The organism is [Rhizobium] kunmingense (genome assembly GCF_977018605.1).
On the sequence record NZ_CDRNXG010000002.1, the window covers coordinates 94,824 to 112,681 of the forward strand.

Consider the following 17,858-nt stretch of genomic DNA (forward strand, 5'->3'; position numbering starts at 1 on the left):
TTGAAAGTGACGAATATGTCAAACACTGGTGCTCGCATCGGGATCGACGTCGGCGGTACGTTTACCGATTTCGTGCTGTCCAACCCGAAAGACGGCAGCCTGACCTATTACAAGGAGCCTTCGACGCCGGACGAACCTTCGCGGGCGCTGATCGAAGGCTTGCAGAGCCTTCTGAAAAAGGCGGGCATGACATCGGCGGATGTCGGCACGCTGATGCATGGCACGACGATCGGCCTCAACGCGATCATCCAGCGTCGAGGTGCGACGATCGCGCTGGTCGTCAGCAAGGGCTATCGCGACATTCTCGAAATCGCCCGCAGCCGCATGCCGTCCTCCTTCGATTTCCATGCAAGCAAGGAAGAGCCGCTGGTGCCGCGCCTGCGCATCGTCGAGATCGATGCCCGCCTTTCGGCACATGGCGAAGTCACCAAGGCGGCCGATGAGGCCGAGCTGGATCGTGTGGCCGCTGAACTCAAGGCGCTTGGCGTGGATGCTGCGGCGCTCGTGCTGATCAATGGATATACGACGCCTTCGGTCGAAATCGGCATGGCAAGCAGGCTGTCGGAAAAGGCCGGCGGTCTGTCGATTACGTCTGCTGCCGCCATCTGGCCGGAAATCCGCGAATATGAGCGCACGCTGGTTGCCTGCCTCAACGCCTATATCCAGCCGCTGATGAAGCGTTATTTCGCCGGCTTGAAAAAGGGCCTTGAACGCGATGGCGTGGTTGCGCCGATCCTCGTCACGGCTTCGAACGGCGGTTCGCTCAGCCTCGTTTCCGCCGATGAGCGCCCGGTCGAAACGATTCTGTCCGGGCCTGCGTCCGGCGTCATGGCGGCGGCGCGTCTGGCGCAGGCGGCCGACGTGAAGTCGATCATCACCTTTGACATGGGCGGCACGTCTTCCGATATCGCCGTTGCGCAGGCCGGTTCGGCCGAGCTTGCAACCCGCACCGATATCGGCGGCCTGCCGCTGGTTCTGCCGGTCGTCGACGTATCGGCCATCGGCGCTGGTGGCGGTTCGATCGTCTGGGTCGATGACCACGGTCTCCTGAAGGTCGGCCCACAGAGCGCCGGTGCGATGCCCGGTCCTGTCTCCTATGGTCGCGGTGGCACGCAGCCTGCCGTTACCGATTGCTACCTGGCGCTCGGCTATATCGACCCGGCCGGCTTTCTCGGTGGCCGCATGCGGCTCGACATAGATGCCGCGCGCGCGGCCCTTGCTGAAGTCGGAAATCGCATTGGTTTGATCGGTGACGATGGCGCAGCGCTTGCTGCCGAAGGCGCGCTTGCCGTGACTACGGCCGGCATGGCGACCGAACTCTACAAGACGCTTGCCTCGCGCGGTCTCGATCCCGCTGCCTTCGCGCTCGTGCCCTTCGGCGGTGCCGGTCCGACCCATGCCAATCTTCTGGCGGAAGAGGCCGGTATCGGCCGCGTCGTCATCCCGCCCGCAGCCGGCACGTTCTGCGCGCTCGGGGCGGCGGCTGCCGACCTGCGCCGCGATTTCGTCCGCAGCCTGCGCCGCGCCGTCGATGAGACGAGTGCTGCCCTGATGCTCGAGGTGATGAAGGAGCTGGAGGATGAAGGGTCAGCCTGGCTTGACCGGGAAGGTGACGCCGGCCAGACACGTCGCTTCGAACGTGGTGCCGACATGCGTTACGCCGGTCAGGCCTATGAGCTGCGCGTCAAGCTCGATGAAAATGCCCGTGATGCCGCCTCGATCTCGGAAGCCTTCCATCTCGAACACGAGCGCATTTACGGCTTTCGCGATACGCAGACGGAGGTCGAACTCGGGACTGTTCGCCTTGCCGTGGTCGGCGTTACCGAAAACATCACCCAGCCTGAAATCGCGGCCGGCAATGGCAATCCGTCGCCCAAGGGCGAGCGGCCGCTGTTCCGCGGCGGCAAATGGGTCTCGGCCGGCGTCTATGATCGTAGCGCACTTGGCGCCGGCGACCGGATCAAAGGTCCTGCCATCATCGAGCAGGATGACACGACGACCGTTCTGCTTCCCGGCTGGTCGGCGCGTGCTGACGCCCTTGGAAACCTCCATCTCGAAAGACATGCGCAATGAAGCTTGATCCCGTCACGCTCGCCATTCTCGGCAACAAGCTCGCGGCCGTCAGCGAGGAAATGTGCCTGACGCTGCAGCGCACTGGCCGCACGCTCTATGTCAAGGAAACTGCCGATTTCGCCTGCGCGCTTGCGGGCCTCGACGGTCGTTTCTTCGCCTATCCGCGCTCCATCGGCGTGTCCGGTTTCGTCGGCCTGGAATGCGCGCCGTCGATTGCGGCCGTCTGCCCGCTGGAGCCGGGTGATGTCATCCTCACCAACGATCCCTATCGTTCGGAAGGTCTTGCCACCCATCTGCCCGACCTGCACATGATCGAACCCTATTTCCATGAGGGCGAGATCGTCGCCTATGGCTGGTGCTTCGTGCATTGCTCGGATGTCGGCGGACGCGTGCCGTCCAGCATCTCGCCGGTCAATACGGAAATCTTCCAGGAGGGCCTGCGCATTCCGCCGGTCAAGCTGATGAAGAAGGGTGAACTCAATCCCGACGTCGCGCTGTTCCTCAATGCCAACAGCCGCACGCCGGACGCAAACATGGGCGATATCCGCGCCATGCTGGCAGCCCTTGCTGCCGGTCGCCGCCGCCTGGAGCAGACGATTTCCCAGCATGGTGCCGCAACGGTTGCCACCGCCGCAGTCGATCTCGTCGCCTATTCGGCGGAAAAAGCGCGCACGGTAATCAAGCGCGTGCCGGCCGGCACCTACAGCTTCTCGGACTATCTCGACGACGACGCGGCAAGCCGCCTGCCGGTGCGCATCGCGCTTTCGGCGACGTTCGAGGACGGCGAGGTGCATCTCGATTTCACCGGCACCGACCCGCAGGTCGCGACCGCGATGAACATCCCTTCGCGCGGCCGTCCGCATGCCTGGCTGACATTGCGCGTTCTGGCGCTGGTCAACACGCTTGATCCGACGACGCCGCTCAATGTCGGCATGCTGACGCCGGTGAGGATCACGGCACCGGAAGGCAGCCTCGTCAACCCGCAGGAGCCGGCAGCCGTCGGCGTGCGCCATGCGGCGGCGATCCGCGTCAACGACGTGCTGAACGGTGCCTTCGGCAAGGCACTTCCGGATGTCATGCCGGCGGCCTCCTCCGGCACTGTCATCCCCGTCGTCATGGCGGAGCCGGATGGCCATGGCGGCCGACGTGTGCAGGTGGTCGAGCCGATGATCGGTGGCACCGGCGCGCGCAAGGGTCGCGACGGTATCGACGGTCGCGACAGCGGCATTTCCAACCTCGCCAACAACCCGGTGGAAACGGTCGAGGCGGAACTCGGCATCGAGATTTCCACTTATGCGCTTCGCCCCGATTCAGGCGGTGCCGGCCAGTGGCGTGGCGGCTGCGGCATGGAACTGACCTTCCGTGTGCTGACTGACGACTCGAACGTGCTGGGCCGCGGCCTCGAACGGCTTCTTTTCCGCCCATGGGGTTCCAACGGCGGCAAGCCCGGAATGCCGGGCCAGCTCATTCTCAACCGCGGCACGGAGCGCGAACGCCATCTAGGCAAGATCGATGTACTGACCGTCAACACCGGTGATACCGTCACCTTCCTGACGCCGGGCGCCGGTGGCTGGGGCGATCCGGCCAGCCGTGACCCGCAGGCCGTGCTCAAGGACGTGACCAACGGTTTCGTCACGGCGGGAGCCGCCGAAAGCGATTATGGCGTGGCGATCGTCGGTGATGCAGTGGATGCAGCCAAGACCGAGGCTCTGCGCAAGGCGATGGGTGCGAGCACATCCGCAATCGCGCAAGGGGCTGAGCGTGAACGCTGGGACGAAGCTTTTCCGGCCGGCGTCATGGACAGGCTGAATCGCGGTCTGGTGGCGCTTCCGGGGGCCGTTCGCCAACGCCGCCGCCGGGAGATTTTCGATACCGTGCTTGCCGAACTGCCGGAAGGTTTTCCGCGCATCGCGGCCAGCGCCGCGGCCGTTAACGCGGCCCGGCAAAAATTGGAGGCTGCGGCCGGCAGCTTCTGAAGACGCGTGTAACTGAATTCCCGATGTCACCTCATTCCAGCCTTGGAGAAACGCGATGACGATAATCAAGAGAAGACACTTCCTCGGTGGCAGCGCCGCACTTGGCGCGGGCCTCATCACGGGCGGCCTGCCGCGCCTGGCGAATGCGCAGGCGAGCGAAATTACCGTCACGGCCTTCGGCGGCGTGTGGGAAGAGGCCGTGCGTACCTGCTTCGTCGCGCCTTTCGAGGCGAAGACCAAGGCGAAGGCAAACGTCTCGCTCGGTGGCCCGCCGCAGTGGCTGGCGCAGGTCGAGGCCAATGCGGCCAAGCCGCCGGTCGACGTTCTGATCATGACGCCGGACCTGGCGCTGACCGCCGCCAAGGCCGATCTGGTCGATGACTTTACCGTCGACAAGCTGCCGAACCTCGCCAAGATCCCGAAGGAACTGACCGACAGCGTCATGGGCAAGGGTACGCTGTTCGACTACGGCGTCGGCGGCATCACCTTTCACAAGGAACGCGTGCCGAACCCGCCGAAGTCGTTTGCCGAATTCGTCGATCGCGTGGCCTCTGGCGATCTCGTCGCTTCCGTTCCATCGATCTCCTATGCCGTCACCCCGATCATGCTGATCTGGGCCATGGCCAAGGCGCTTGGCGGCGGTGTCGATAATGTCGATCCGTTCTTTGCGGCCATGGAGAAGATGAAGTCCAACCTCGTCTTCTGGGGCGGGCCGAACGACTTCTTCAACCACTTGTCTTCGGGCGAGGCCGATTGCGGCATCTATTTCGATGGTCGCACCTGGAACCACTATGACAGCGGCGCCACCTGGATCGACTTCATCAACCCGGAAGAAGGCGGCTCGCTGAACGGTGTCGCCGTGCAGAAGCCGAAGAATGCCAATCCTCTGGCCTGGGACTATATCAACGAAGTGCTGGATGCCCAGAACCAGACGAAGTTCGCCGACATCATGAACTACGGCGTGACCAATACTGACGTCGTCTACAGCGAAAAGCTGAAGCCGCGCATCACGCCCTGGCAGAACACCGCCTTCCCGCCCTACGAGCAGATCGCCGAGGTGCGCAACGAATGGGTCGATCGCTGGAACCGCGAGATCGGCCGCTAAGACAAAAAGGAAGGGCTGCGCCTTCAAGCGGCGCAGCCCGCCAACTGCCAAACGGACAGGGAACCATGAGCCAGACCAGCGTAGAACAGGCCCCGACAGGCCGTCGCCACCGGCTGCTGACGCCGCATCTTCTGGCGCTGCCGGCGGTGCTGTTTCTTGCCGTGTTCTTCGTCCTGCCGCTTTTCGACAACGGCATGCGCAGCGTGATCGACGGTGACGGCAGCTTCACCCTGTCGCGCTATGTTTCTCTGCTGACCGACAGTTTCTATCTTGGCATCATCGCCCAGACCGTGCTCCTGTCCGCTGGCGTCACGGTGATCTCGATCCTGATCGGCTATCCGGTCGCCTATTTTCTCGTCCGCAAGGCCGGACGATGGGCTGGCCTGATCATCTTCCTGCTGATCGCGCCGCTTCTGACCTCGATCATCATGCGCACATTCGGCTGGCAGGTGCTGTTTGCCCGCCGCGGCCTCGTCAACAATCTGCTCGTCGACCAGCTCGGTATTCTCTCCGCCCCGCTGCGTCTGACGAACTCGCCGGAAATTGCGATTGCCGCGCTTGTCCATGTGCTGGTGCCTTTCATGGTTCTGTCCATCGCCACCGTGCTTCAGGGCATCGATACGCGGCTGGAGGAATCGGCAAAAATCCTCGGTGCCAACCGGCTGCGCACCTTTTTCGAGGTAACGCTGCCGCTGTCGCTCGATGGCATAGGCACCGGCGCCATCCTCGTGTTCATGATCGCCAATGGCAGTTTCGTCACGCTGGTGCTTCTCGGTGGCGGCATGCAGACCCTGCCGCTGATGATCTACCAGCAGTTCAACACGACGCGCGATTTCGGCATGGCGAGCGCCATGAGCACCATTCTTCTGGTCATCGCCGTCGCCTGCCTGTTCCTGCAATTGCGCCTCGTGCGCCGCAAGGGAGCCTGACCGATGAAACGCGACTGGATCAATATCGGCCTTGCCGCCTTCGTTGTGCTCTTCTTCGTCTTCATGCTGGCGCCGATCCTGATCGTCGTCGTCGTATCATTCACCTCCGCCGGCTACGTCTCGTTCCCGATCCCCGGCTGGTCGATGAAATGGTTTGCGCGGATCTTCGAATACCAGCCGTTCATCGATGCGCTGATCGTCAGCTTCCAGATCTCCATCGGTGCGACGCTCGCCTCCTGTCTGATCGGTGTGCCTGCCGCCATCTACCTGGCGCGCTCCCGCAGCGCGTGGGCGAGCGCGGTGATGACTTTTCTGCTTTCACCACTTTCCATGCCGATGATCGTCATCGGTTTCGCCTCGCTGTTCTTTCTCTCCTGGCTCGGCGTCGGCATTTCATTCTCGGCGTTGCTGATCACTCATACGGTTGTCTGCCTGCCCTATATCGTGCGCACAGTGGCCGGCGTTTATGCCGGCATGCCGCGCTCCTATGAGGAGGCGGCGGCCATTCTCGGCGCCAATCCGCTCCTGACCTTCTGGCATGTGACACTGCCGCTCATCCGCCCCGGCATCATGGCGGGCTCTCTGTTTTCCTTCCTGACCTCCTTTGACAACCTGCCGATCAGCTATTTCTTCGGCAGCGCCGGCACCAACACGCTTCCGGTCGTCATGCTGAGCTATATGGAGAACCAGTTCGACCCGACGATCGCGGCACTCAGCACCCTGCAATTGCTGCTGGCCGTCGTGGCGCTCATCGTCGTCGACCGCGTCTACGGCATCGAGAAGATGACGGTGGCCGGATGAGTTTGTCGCTGGCCCTCGATCACGTTGTCGTCCTCGTGGCCGATCTCGACGCCGCGGGGCAGGCGTTCGAACGCGCCGGCTTTCAGGTCACACCGAAGGCACTGCACAGCGCTGCCATGGGCACCGCCAACCGCTGTGTCATGCTCGACGGCAGCTATATCGAGATCATGGGCATCGTCGCCGAGACGGATGCCAATGCGACATGGCGAAAGCTGCTGTCTGACGGTGCGGGTATTCGCGGCATCGCGCTTGGCAGCGTTGATATCGATGCGTCGGTCATTGAACTTGCATCGGCCGCTATTGCCGCCGAGCCGGTGCGGCATTTCTCGCGGATGACGGCAGCGGGGGAGCTGCGTTTCTCCGTTGCCCGCATCAATCCGCAAGCCACGCCCGGCCTGCAATGCCTTGTCTGCCAGCACCACACGGCGGATATTCTCTGGCTGCCGGACACGCTGGTGCATGCCAACGGCGCGTCCCGTCTCATCTCCATCACCATGCCGCAGGCGGCATCGGTGTCGAGACTGCCGAGAGAGGAGAGCGGCAAGGGCGTCACGGTCTCGGCCGGCAGCGGCAGGCTCGTCCTGTCAGGTGCTCAGGCGATGTTTTTCGACTTTCGCGAAACATGCGGCATCGAACTGGAGATCGTTGTCGCATGACCTCGTGGCCTGCAGATAAACCTTCGTCGTTGTGGATGTCGCTATCGCGTGAACAATTCGAGGCTCCTTCCCTGAACGGCGAAATGCAGGCCGATGTCGTCATCATCGGTGGCGGCATTTCTGGCCTTTCGACATCGCTTGAACTGGCCCGCCGTGGCCGTCGCGTGATCGTGCTGGAAGCGGTCCGTGTCGGTTACGGGGCGTCCGGCCGCGCCAACGGCCAGGTAATTTCCGCGCTCACCCGCCACGGGCCGGATGCGGTGAGAAAAGCCTGGCCCGGTGAACGTGGCGAGCGCTTCATCGCCCTCGTGAAAGGCGCCGCCGACCAGCTTTATGATCTGGTGGAACGCTACGACATCGATTGCGATGCGCGGCGGAACGGGTGGGTTCAGCCGGCACATACACCGGGCCGGGCAAAACGGGTCGCGGGCCTTGCCGCCCAGTGGGCGGCAAGCGGTGCCGAGACCGGAGTATTGACCGCCGTCGAGGTATCACGGCGCCTGGGCACCGATGCCTATTACGGCGGTTGGGAACACCGTCGGGGTGGCCATATCAACCCCTATGCCTTCACCGTCGGACTTGCGCGCGCCGCGGCGTCGGAAGGCGTCACGCTCTATGAAAACAGCCCAGCAATGGGTCTCGTGCACGGGGATGACGGCTGGGTCGTTGAAACGCCGCAGGGGCGGATCCGTGCGAAAAAAGTCGGGCTGGCGACAGCGGCTTACACCGGCGACCTCTGGCCGGAGCTTGCCCGTTCCATCGTGCCGGTTACCTCCTACCAGGCGGGAACGGAGCCGCTCGGGGAGCTTGCCAACGAAATATTGCCGAACGACGAAGCGTCGTCCGATACTCGCATGGACCTGCGTTACTTCCGCAAGACCCGCGACGGGCGGCTCGTCTCTGGTGGGGCGCTTGCCATCCAGATTGCCGCCTCGCGACGTTTGCCCAAAATGGTCGGAAAAAGTCTGAAGGAGATGTTTCCGGCGCTGCCGGACAACCCTATGACCTCGTTCTGGGGCGGCCGTATCGCCATGACAGTCGATCGCCTGCCGCGTCTGCACCGGCGCAATGACGGACTGTGCGCCTGGATCGGCTGCAACGGTCGCGGTCTGGCGCTTGCCTGCGCCATGGGGCCGGTTCTCGCGGATGCGATAGACGGCGTTCCGGACGAGGCGCTGGCGCTAAGGCCAACCGCGCCCATGCCGGTGCCTTTTCATTCGCTCGTCTCCCGCTTCGCCCGCCTCATCCTGCCTTGGTACCGTTTAAAGGACAGCCGCGAAGTGTGACTGCTTCCGACAACCGGTCGCCTTCCAAGCCCAGGCGGCCCATTCTTCCCTTGTGAGAATTGACGATGACTGAATTGATCGAAACCCTGGTCGACGACGTGGCCGATGACAGGCTGAAGCAGCTGCTGGCGCGCAGAGCCGAGTTGCTGGCGCTGACGGAGGCAAGCCGCAAGGCCGTGCTGACGCCGGCCGAGCCGGGTGGCCTGACCCATGCGCTGCGGGCGCTCATCGCTGTTCGTGCGTCCGAACGCCTCGGCGATGTCAGGATGAAGGATCACTATTACGAGCACTTCACCCGATGCGAGGATTTCTATGATCTCGTCGGCCTTGTCGATGCCGATGCAAAATCGGATGATCCGTGGCTGCAGGCAGTCCTCGATCATGCCGACATGCTGACCTGCCGTCCCCGCACTGCAACGAAAGCCGATATCGACGGGCTTCTTGCCGCAGGTGTCAGCGATGCGGATATCGTTCGGCTTGCCGAGCTTGCCGCCTTTCTCGGATATCAGGCCCGCCTCGTCGCCGGCCTGCGCCTTATGGAGATGACCCGATGAGCGACGCCGTCCACGATTACACAACCGAGGTTCTCGACTGGCGGCCCTTCGTCACGCCTGTCAGGCTCGAGGATGCGACGGCCGAGCAGATGGAGGCGATGAAGATCACGCCGGCCAACAAGAAGATTTCCGACTACGTGCTGACACTGGCGCATGATCCGGAATCGCTGCTGCATCGCTCGCCGCTTTTCAACGGCATCATGTATGGCCGCGACGGGCTCGATCGCGGCAGCCGTGAACTCGGTGCCATCGGTTCCTCCATCGTCAACCGCTGCATCTATTGCATCGCGGTGCATGCCCGCCATTACAATCAGGCGACCAAGACCACCGGGATCGTCGAGGAAATCTTCGCCAATGAGACAGCGGCGAAGCTGCCTGAGCGCGAGCAGGCGATCTTCGATTTCTCGGTCAGGCTGTCGGCATTTCCACCCATGGCCACCGAAGAGGACATGACCCGCCTCAAGGCTGCCGGTCTTGATGAACTGAAAATCCTGGACCTGATCCTCTCGACCGCTATCTTCGGCTGGGCCAACCGGCTGATGCATACGCTGGGCGAGCCATTTCGCCCAGAGCCGCAGAACTAGCTGCAAGGCAATTCAACCGCTCAGCAGTTGATCGGGCTTGCTGGATGATCGAGGCCCTTGATCCGGCGCAGCATGCCAGCGCTGGATCTCGACGTGCAGACCATCGGCGATGAACCCTTGTCATAGTCGCTCAGCGTCCTGTGAATGTGAAAACGATCGAAGCCGAAAAGCTCGCGCGCAGTCAGCCGGCATGCGCCGTGATTGCCGTGATCTGTGTAGCGGTACAGCGTATTGCTGGGCAAACTCCCTCTCAGACCGGCGGAGGGAGCGTTGCTTCCTCTCCTTTCGCATTTGTCATGTGTGGGTTAAGTTATGTTGACAATTAAGAGGTTTTCCGTGGTATAAAGATTACAACATGGGAGAGGCGGAGACCGGATGCTAGCCATTCTTGCGGATGACCTGACTGGCGCGCTCGATTCCGCTGCGCCCTTTGCCGGACGTGGACTTCGCGCCGAGGTTGCTCTCAACCGGGATGCGATCGCCAGCATCCTTGCGGACGGCACGGACGTCATCTCCATCAATCTCAATACCCGTGAAATTGCCGCGGATCAGGCGCGCGAGGCAACCGCCACCGTGATGGCCCTCCTGCCTGTCGGTACGCTGCTGTTCAAGAAGGTCGATTCCCGCCTCAAGGGCAATATCGCCGCTGAGCTCGATGCGATCCCTTTTTCCCACGCGCTCGTCGCACCGGCAATTCCGGAATTCGGCCGTATCGTCGCCGGTGGTTGCGTTGCCGGCTTTGGCGTCGATACACCGATTGCGATTGCCGACAAGCTAGGGCTTCATGCGGCGCGAGCCGTCATGCCCGACACTCTTACATCCGCCGACATGGATGCGGTGCTTGATGCGGCCCTGAATGGTGACGCCGATCTTTTGATCGGTGCGCGGGGGCTCGCCGAAGCTTTGGCGCGACGCATGACGGGAATGCCTGATGCGCAACCGGCAAAAATCCCGATCGGCCGCGCCGCCTTCGTGATCGGCTCACGCGATCCGATCACGCTCGCGCAGGTGGAAGCATTGCGCGCCGGCCATGACCTCGATTATCTGGTCGCACCGAATGGTCAGGTTACGGAAACGCCGGATGCCGATGCGGCGCTGACCCTGGTTCAGGCAACGCCGGGTGAAACGGAAATCAACCCGACACTGGTCTCGGAAATGCTGGCCGAGCGCCTCAAGCACAGTCTCGCCGGTTACGACGGCACATTGCTTCTCTCCGGCGGTGCAACGGCAGAAGCGGTCATGCGCGCGCTTGACGTGTCGCGCTTCACGTTGCACGGCGAATGCCTGCCGGGATTAGGTCTTGCCTCCAGCGAGGGGCGCTGCATCATCGCCAAGTCGGGCGGCTTCGGCGGGCCGGATACGTTGAAGGAGATCGCGGACATGGTCCTGGGGAGGGCGGTTTGAAGATGGGACTGGAAACCGGAGTTGCCCGCAAGGGGCTGGCCGACATCGTGTTCGAGCGCTTGCTGCGCGCCATCAAATCCGGCGCCTACAAGCCGGACGAACGCCTGCCGACCGAACATGATCTTGCCGCCGAATTCGAGGTGTCGCGACCGGTCATCCGCGAGGCGCTGAAGCGTCTGCGCGACCAGAGCCTGATCTATTCCCGCCGTGGTGCGGGCAGCTTTGTGCGCTCCGCGGGTCTCAGAAACCCGCTCGGGTTCGGCCAGCTGGAAAACGTTGCCGATCTTTTGAATTGCTACGAGTTCCGCCTGACGCTGGAACCGGCCGCCGCTGCTGCTGCCGCCACCCGCCATGATGCCGACAGCCTGAAGGCAATCCGACAGGCGCTGGAACTGCTGCGCGACGCGACCAACCGCCAGTCGCACCGCGAGGATGCCGATTTCCAGTTTCATCTCGCCATCGCCCGCGCCGCCCAGAACAACTATTTTTCGACCGCCATGGAAGCGTTGAAAGACCACATTGCCGTCGGCATGAAGTTTCACGGGGCCTCGATCAAGCGGGAAGCCTCCGGTCTCACCCGCGTGTTCGGCGAACACGAAGCGATTGCGGCAGCCATTGCCAACCGTGACGAGGACGAAGCGCGACGCCTGATGCTGGAGCATTTGAAGGGTTCGCGCGAACGGCTGTTTCAGTCGTCGCATCAATAGTCTTCAGGCATCGCCCGGATAGGCTGTTTTCGAAATATCGTTGCTGCCCCGCGTCAGAAGCGGTATCTGGCGGCATGGAGGCCGTATCGATGAGAGCGATATGAGCGCCAGCATCTATCCTTTACAAGAAATGGCGAAAGACCGATGGCCCGCAAGATCAGAGAGGATTTCGCTTCGTCGCAGGAGGAGCCGGAGCCGACGCTTTGCCCCTTGTGCGAACGGGTGATCCCGGTTGGCGACGAAGATGCCCATCACCTTGTTCCAAAAAGCAAGGGCGGCAAGCAGACCGTTCTGCTGCACAGGGTGTGCCATGACCAGATCCATGCCATCTTCACGAATGCGCAACTCGCCAAGACATTTTCGACGATCGAGGCTATTCTCGAAAATCCCGACATCCAGAAATTCGTTGCCTGGGTAAAAAGCAAGCCTGCCGGCTTCTCCGGCTCGGCAAAGGAATCGCAGCAGGGTCGAGGACGGAGATAAGAGACGTCGCCCAGCCCCGAGCATCTGAAAACCGGGCTAGGTGTAAAAAAGGCGGCACGATCGCTCGCACCGCCTCCCTCCTCCAAACCAGCTTCTTAGAAGCTGGCCCGGTAAATCGCCAGAACGTCCTCGACGCTCATGTCGGCAGGATTGTTGTCCATCAGCCTTCGGATGGCATGCGCATCGGCGGCAAAGCGCGGCAGGTCTTCTTCGTTCGCACCATGCCTGGCAAGCGACATCTCGATGCCGAGACCGGCACAAAATGAATGCGCCGCACCACTGAGATCAGCCTGCGACAGGCCTTTTCCAAAACCCAGCGCTTCCGCCACTTCCGCCGTCTTGTCCGCCACCACCGGCTGATTGAAGGCCAGAACATGCGGAAACACGATGGCGTTGGCGAGGCCGTGCGGCAGGTGCAGAAGCGTGCCGAGCGGATAGGCGATGGCATGGCCCGCCGCCGTGTTGACCGGCCCAAGGCAGATGCCGCCGTAATAGGAGGCCAGCATCAGGCCTTCACGAGCTTCACGATCCGATCCGTCCTTCACCGCGCGGGCCAGAAACTTGCCGACGAGCGAAAAACCCATGCGGGCAAACCCGTCGATCATGGGATGCGCACGCTTGCTGGTAAACGCCTCGACGCAATGCGCCATGGCATCCACACCGGTCGCAGCCGTCACGGCCGGCGGCACCGAATAGGTGAGTTCCGGATCGAGCACGGCGAGATCGGCAATCAGATGTGGGCTTTCGACGGCAATCTTGTTGCCCTTGACCGGATCGGTGATCAGCGAGCGGATGCCCGCTTCCGAACCGGTGCCGGCCGTAGTGGCGATCTGCGCCAGACGCGTTCGGCGTCCGACCACCTTGTTGGGACCGGCAACATCGGCCAGCGTCTGTTCGCCATCCCAAAGGGCGGCCACCAGCTTGGCGACATCCATAACCGAGCCGCCGCCGAGACCGACGACGAGATCGGGCTTGGCCGCACGCGCGGCAGCGAGCGCCGCATCGAGCGTGGCGATTTCCGGCTCTCCCGGAATGGCGTCGAACAGGGCGACCTTGCCCGGCAGTTTCAGACGGTCGACAAAACCGGCGGTGATCGGCGTTGCGATCACCAGCGTCGAGGAAACGTCGCCGGCCCAGGGGCCGACCTCGCCTACCGTGCCAGCGCCGACGATCAGCCGCTTGGGCTGATGCAGGATGATGACGGGGGCGCTGCTCATGCCTTGCCCCCTTTTCCGCCGGTTACCAGTTTGCGGGCATAGGCGATCGCTTCCAGCATGTTGCCATGGTTGGCGATGCCCTTGCCGGCAATGTCGAAGGCCGTGCCATGGTCGACCGAGGTGCGGTCGATCGGCAGGTCAACGGAGACGTTCACCGCCGTATCGAAGGCGACGAGCTTGATCGGGATATGGCCCTGATCGTGATACTGCGCGACCACCAGATCGAACGCGCCGGAATAGGCGCGGTGGAACACGGTGTCGGCCGAAATCGGACCATATGCATCGATGCCTTCGGCACGCGCCGCAGCCACTGCCGGTGCGATCTGCTCGTCATCTTCGGTGCCAAAAAGGCCGTTTTCGCCGCAATGCGGATTGATGCCGGCAACCGCGATGCGGGGAGCGGCATAACCGGTGCGCTTCAGGTGATCATCGCCTGCCTTGATGGTCGCCAGCACCCGCTCTGTCGTCGCGCGGCGGATCGCCTCCTGCAGCGAAACGTGGGTGGAAACGTGGATGACCTTCAGCTTTTCCGAGGCCAGCAGCATATAGGCCGCTGCCGATTTCGTCAGGCTGCGCAACATGCCGGTATGGCCGTCGTAATGGTGGCCGGCAAGGTTGAGCGCTTCCTTGTTGATCGGGGCCGTGACGACGCAACCGATCACCCCGGCTTCGGCATCGCGCACCGCCTTTTCGATGAAACGGAAGGCCGCATCACCGGCAACCGGCGACAGCGTGCCCCAGGGCAGCGGCGCACCTTCGATCGGCAGATCGACGACGTAAGCGGTCAAATCGATATCGACGTTCAGCGCCTTGCGGGCCGCTTCCAGCGTCGGCAGGTTGCCGTAGATACGGGTGGCGGCGCGGTCCGCCTCGCCCATTTCGGCCAACGCCCGAACCGTGATTTCCGGTCCGACGCCGCAGGGGTCACCCATGGTGATACCAATGATATTGCTCATGATTATTCTCCCACTGCGGTGCTGGCCCAGCCGGGGGCCAGACGAACATATTTAATAGTGCGCCTGTAATAGGTGTAGGCGATGTGAAGACTGCCGTCGGTGCCCTCAAGCAACCACGGATAGGACATTTCCTTGTTGTGACCGTCGATGGAATTGTTCGACAGGCAGGTGCCCGGACCATCCTCGATGACGATCCGCTGCGAAAAGCTCCTGGCTCCGTCATCGGAAATGCAGACGGCAACCGGTGCACGCGGCACGCCCCAGATCGGCACGCAGCCGCCATCCGGGCTGGCATCCGGCCGGTCGTCGTCTTCGCCCAGCTCGTCGTAAAGCGAGGCGCGGCGATCCGTGGACATGTCGGCATTCACTGGATTGCAGATCATCGCGATACGGCCATCCTTGAGGGTGATCGCGGCAACGGAAGAGTTGTTGTTGGGCACATCGGTCGCCTGCGGCGCGGACCATGTGCGGCCGCCATCGGCGCTTTCGGTGCGATAGACGAAATCGGCCTGACGGCGGCGGAACACGGCCGCCAGCTTGTTGTCACCGATCGATACCGGGCTCATGTGCACACAGCCGGTCGATTGCTCAAGATCTTCGAGCACCCAGGTCTTGCCGCCATCCTGCGAAATGCCGACCGCCGCGCGGTCATGGCTGCCGTTCCATTTCTGGCCGGGTCGCTGGATGCAGCGGAAGATCGGCAGAAGCCATGCACCATCATCGCGAACCGTCAGAGGTGCGCGAACGAAACAGCCGCGCGGCAGGTTGAGATACTCTCCTTCATCCGCCGTCAGGCTGGTCGGGTCGGCGGCATCGCGCGAAATTTCGGCCATGCGGATGCGGCATTCGTCCTGATTGCCGGAGGGCTGCGAGGTGTGGAACAGCACGAGCCTGCCATCGGGTGCTGCCAACAGAACCGGGTTCTGCTCGGAATGTTTCGGATCAAAGCTCAGTCGCTGCGGTTCACCCCATTGCTCGGAGCCATCGATCAGAACAGAGGCGAAAACGGAAATGTCCGATTTTCCTTCCAGCGTGCCGCCGAACCAGGCGCAGATCAGCGCGCCATCCTCGGTCAGGTGCAGGAAGGATGCGTGGTTCTGGATCATCGGCGAGGCCAGCATGGCCTCATGGCGTCCGCGGCCAACGGCTTTCACCGCGCCGGTCATGACGGTTGCAATCTGTTCAGGCGTCATCAGGGTCTCCTCTTACCCACATGAAAATCACCCAAATAACAAAGTTGTCAAGTTTGAAAAATTTGGCGATTTGCCATTGACGATCCGATCCTACGATACATGTATTTGAAATTAAATCGTTTTATGAATGGCAAATTTGTACAAATTGACAGTTCCGAATATTTAATTTGACAAACTTGCCGAGACATCAGATGGTTTGCGCCAGCCCGCTCATGGCGACGTTAAGGACGGAGGCATCCCGACCGGCGCACAGGGCTTCAAGGAGGAATGCCTTCGGAATCGCGTGAGCCGAACAGGCCGGAGCGAGACGAACAGCAAGCGGTGCGACCCGCACCATGAGGGAGGAGAATGACATGAAGACTTCGCATTTGCTTGGAGCCCTGCTGGGTTCTGTCCTCGCACTCGGCACCGGCGTCAATCCGGTTTACGCCGCATCGACGGATATCAAGATCGTCCTGCCGGAAGAGGCCGACCTGCTCGAGCCCTGCATGGCGACGCGCTCCAATATCGGCCGCGTCATCATGGAAAATGTCAGCGAGACGCTGACCGAACTCGACGTGCGCGATAAAAAGGGCGTCATGCCCCGCCTCGCCGAAAAGTGGGAACAGACCGCTGACGGCACATGGCGTTTTCACCTGCGTCAGGGCGTCAAATTTTCCGACGGCAAGACGTTTGGCGCAAAGGATGTCAAATACTCGTTTGACCGCATTTTCAGCGACAAGAACATCTGCGAATCCCGCCGTTATTTCGGCGGCATGAAATTCGACGTGAATGTCGTCGACGACAACACGATCGATTTCAAGGTCGATCCGGTTCAGCCGATCCTGCCGCTGCTTCTGTCGCTCGTCACCATCGTTCCGGAAGGCACACCGCTGGAATTCGTCCGCGAGCCGATCGGCACAGGTCCTTACAAGCTCACCAACTGGACGCCGGGCCAGCAGATCGTTCTCGACGCCCGTGACGATTATTGGGGCACGAAGCCCGCCGTCACCAAGGCAACCTACCTGTTCCGCTCGGATCCGGCCGTTCGCGCCGCCATGGTTCAGGCCGGCGAAGCCGATCTTGCACCGTCTATCTCGCAGGTCGAGGCCACCAACGAAAAGACCGACTTCTCCTATCTCGACAGCGAAACCGTCTATCTGCGTATCGATGGCAACATCGCGCCGCTTAACGACGTCCGCGTCCGCAAGGCGCTGAACCTCGCGATCGACCGCCAGGCCTTCATCGGCACGCTGGTGCCGCAGGATGCGGTTCTTGCAACCGCCCTTGTACCGCCGACCACGCTCGGCTGGAACCCGGACGTCAAGGTGCCGGCTTACGATCCGGATCAGGCCAAGAAACTGCTTGAAGAAGCCAAGGCTGCCGGCGTGCCGGTAGACACCCCGATCACCGTTGTTGCCCGCACCGCAAATTTCCCGAACGTGACGGAAATCATGGAAGCCATCCAGGCGCAGCTGCAGGATGTCGGCTTCAAGATCGATCTGCGCTTCGTCGAAGTGGCCGAGCACGAGGTTTATTATTCCAAACCGTTCAAGGAAGGTCGCGGGCCCACCATCGTCGCTGCCATGCACGACAATTCCAAGGGTGATCCGTCCTTCACCATGTTCTTCAAGTACGACTCGAAGGGCACTCAGTCCGGCTATGCCGACCCCAAGGTCGATGATCTCATCGCTCGCGCTTCGGCCGCCACCGGCGATGAGCGTGCAAAACTCTGGTCGGAACTGATCGCCTATGTCCACGACGATCTCGTCGCCGACGTCGCGCTCTTCCACATGGTCGGTTATTCGCGCGTCTCCGAACGTCTGGACTTCAAGCCCAGCATCGCCACCAACTCCATGCTGCAGCTCTCCGAGATCGGCATCAAGAACTAACCACCCCATAAACCTTAGGGCGATCCTGCACCGAGAGGGCTGGGGTCGCCCCAATCGAAGCGA

18 protein-coding genes are annotated in these 17,858 nt (G+C 62.1%); 13 read left to right on the plus strand and 5 right to left on the minus strand.

Going from position 1 to position 17,858, the window contains the following annotated elements; all coding sequences use genetic code 11:
* Nucleotides 1-15 precede the first annotated feature (15 nt).
* From AC0JZ4_RS18770 to AC0JZ4_RS18810, 9 genes are all read left to right on the plus strand, one after another.
* Nucleotides 16-2,073 carry a hydantoinase/oxoprolinase family protein gene (locus AC0JZ4_RS18770; protein ID WP_471889031.1) on the plus strand — a complete coding sequence of 686 codons (2,058 nt, stop codon included), beginning with the start codon at nucleotides 16-18 and terminating at the stop codon, nucleotides 2,071-2,073.
* The gene (locus tag AC0JZ4_RS18775; protein WP_471888026.1) at nucleotides 2,070-4,049 is read left to right on the plus strand and encodes a hydantoinase B/oxoprolinase family protein; all 1,980 of its coding nucleotides are present in this window, start codon (nucleotides 2,070-2,072) and stop codon (nucleotides 4,047-4,049) included. The genes AC0JZ4_RS18770 and AC0JZ4_RS18775 overlap by 4 nt, the downstream gene beginning before the upstream one ends.
* 55 nt (nucleotides 4,050-4,104) lie before the next feature.
* Nucleotides 4,105-5,154, plus strand: a complete 1,050-nt coding sequence (locus tag AC0JZ4_RS18780; protein WP_471888027.1) for a substrate-binding domain-containing protein — start codon at nucleotides 4,105-4,107, stop codon at nucleotides 5,152-5,154.
* 65 nt (nucleotides 5,155-5,219) lie between these two features.
* Entirely contained in the window at nucleotides 5,220-6,083 is an 864-nt protein-coding gene (locus AC0JZ4_RS18785; protein WP_471888028.1) for an ABC transporter permease, read from the plus strand.
* A 3-nt stretch (nucleotides 6,084-6,086) separates the two neighbouring features.
* Nucleotides 6,087-6,884, plus strand: coding sequence for an ABC transporter permease (locus AC0JZ4_RS18790; protein ID WP_471888029.1), 798 nt, complete (start codon nucleotides 6,087-6,089; stop codon nucleotides 6,882-6,884).
* Nucleotides 6,881-7,540 carry a VOC family protein gene (locus AC0JZ4_RS18795; protein ID WP_471888030.1) on the plus strand — a complete coding sequence of 220 codons (660 nt, stop codon included), beginning with the start codon at nucleotides 6,881-6,883 and terminating at the stop codon, nucleotides 7,538-7,540. The genes AC0JZ4_RS18790 and AC0JZ4_RS18795 overlap by 4 nt, the downstream gene beginning before the upstream one ends.
* An 83-nt stretch (nucleotides 7,541-7,623) precedes the next feature.
* The gene (locus tag AC0JZ4_RS18800) at nucleotides 7,624-8,826 is read left to right on the plus strand and encodes an NAD(P)/FAD-dependent oxidoreductase (RefSeq protein WP_471888031.1); all 1,203 of its coding nucleotides are present in this window, start codon (nucleotides 7,624-7,626) and stop codon (nucleotides 8,824-8,826) included.
* Between the two features lie 65 nt (nucleotides 8,827-8,891).
* Nucleotides 8,892-9,380 carry a CMD domain-containing protein gene (locus tag AC0JZ4_RS18805; RefSeq protein ID WP_471888032.1) on the plus strand — a complete coding sequence of 163 codons (489 nt, stop codon included), beginning with the start codon at nucleotides 8,892-8,894 and terminating at the stop codon, nucleotides 9,378-9,380.
* The gene (locus AC0JZ4_RS18810; protein ID WP_471888033.1) at nucleotides 9,377-9,964 is read left to right on the plus strand and encodes a peroxidase-related enzyme; all 588 of its coding nucleotides are present in this window, start codon (nucleotides 9,377-9,379) and stop codon (nucleotides 9,962-9,964) included. Before AC0JZ4_RS18805 ends, AC0JZ4_RS18810 begins: the two co-directional genes overlap by 4 nt.
* Nucleotides 9,965-9,984: 20 nt before the next feature.
* On the opposite strand, the gene AC0JZ4_RS18815 is transcribed toward AC0JZ4_RS18810, so the two are convergent.
* Complete coding sequence (locus tag AC0JZ4_RS18815; protein ID WP_471888034.1) at nucleotides 9,985-10,206, minus strand: hypothetical protein; 222 nt, start codon at nucleotides 10,204-10,206, stop codon at nucleotides 9,985-9,987.
* Between the two features lie 133 nt (nucleotides 10,207-10,339).
* Here AC0JZ4_RS18815 and AC0JZ4_RS18820 point away from each other — a divergent pair, with 133 nt between their 5' ends.
* From AC0JZ4_RS18820 to AC0JZ4_RS18830, 3 genes are all read left to right on the plus strand, one after another.
* Nucleotides 10,340-11,368, plus strand: coding sequence for a four-carbon acid sugar kinase family protein (locus AC0JZ4_RS18820; RefSeq protein ID WP_471888035.1), 1,029 nt, complete (start codon nucleotides 10,340-10,342; stop codon nucleotides 11,366-11,368).
* Between the two features lie 2 nt (nucleotides 11,369-11,370).
* The gene (locus AC0JZ4_RS18825) at nucleotides 11,371-12,075 is read left to right on the plus strand and encodes a FadR/GntR family transcriptional regulator (RefSeq protein ID WP_471888036.1); all 705 of its coding nucleotides are present in this window, start codon (nucleotides 11,371-11,373) and stop codon (nucleotides 12,073-12,075) included.
* 144 nt (nucleotides 12,076-12,219) lie between these two features.
* On the plus strand, nucleotides 12,220-12,558 hold the full coding sequence (locus AC0JZ4_RS18830) for an HNH endonuclease (protein WP_471888037.1): 339 nt from the start codon (nucleotides 12,220-12,222) through the stop codon (nucleotides 12,556-12,558).
* Nucleotides 12,559-12,653: 95 nt separating this feature from the next.
* On the opposite strand, the gene AC0JZ4_RS18835 is transcribed toward AC0JZ4_RS18830, so the two are convergent.
* The 4 genes from AC0JZ4_RS18835 to AC0JZ4_RS18850 all read right to left on the minus strand — a co-directional run bounded on the left by AC0JZ4_RS18835 (nucleotide 12,654) and on the right by AC0JZ4_RS18850 (nucleotide 16,279).
* The gene (locus AC0JZ4_RS18835) at nucleotides 12,654-13,775 is read right to left on the minus strand and encodes an iron-containing alcohol dehydrogenase (RefSeq protein WP_471888038.1); all 1,122 of its coding nucleotides are present in this window, start codon (nucleotides 13,773-13,775) and stop codon (nucleotides 12,654-12,656) included.
* Complete coding sequence (gene pdxA / locus AC0JZ4_RS18840; protein WP_471888039.1) at nucleotides 13,772-14,731, minus strand: 4-hydroxythreonine-4-phosphate dehydrogenase PdxA; 960 nt, start codon at nucleotides 14,729-14,731, stop codon at nucleotides 13,772-13,774. The genes AC0JZ4_RS18835 and pdxA overlap by 4 nt, the downstream gene beginning before the upstream one ends.
* 2 nt (nucleotides 14,732-14,733) lie before the next feature.
* Nucleotides 14,734-15,924: a sialidase family protein gene (locus tag AC0JZ4_RS18845; protein ID WP_471888040.1), complete on the minus strand. Its 1,191-nt coding sequence runs from the start codon at nucleotides 15,922-15,924 to the stop codon at nucleotides 14,734-14,736.
* A 187-nt stretch (nucleotides 15,925-16,111) separates the two neighbouring features.
* The gene (locus tag AC0JZ4_RS18850) at nucleotides 16,112-16,279 is read right to left on the minus strand and encodes a hypothetical protein (protein ID WP_471888041.1); all 168 of its coding nucleotides are present in this window, start codon (nucleotides 16,277-16,279) and stop codon (nucleotides 16,112-16,114) included.
* Between AC0JZ4_RS18850 and AC0JZ4_RS18855 the strand changes: the two genes are divergently transcribed.
* Complete coding sequence (locus AC0JZ4_RS18855) at nucleotides 16,278-17,795, plus strand: ABC transporter substrate-binding protein (RefSeq protein WP_471888042.1); 1,518 nt, start codon at nucleotides 16,278-16,280, stop codon at nucleotides 17,793-17,795. The genes AC0JZ4_RS18850 and AC0JZ4_RS18855 overlap by 2 nt on opposite strands.
* The last annotated feature ends 63 nt before the right edge of the window (nucleotides 17,796-17,858 follow it).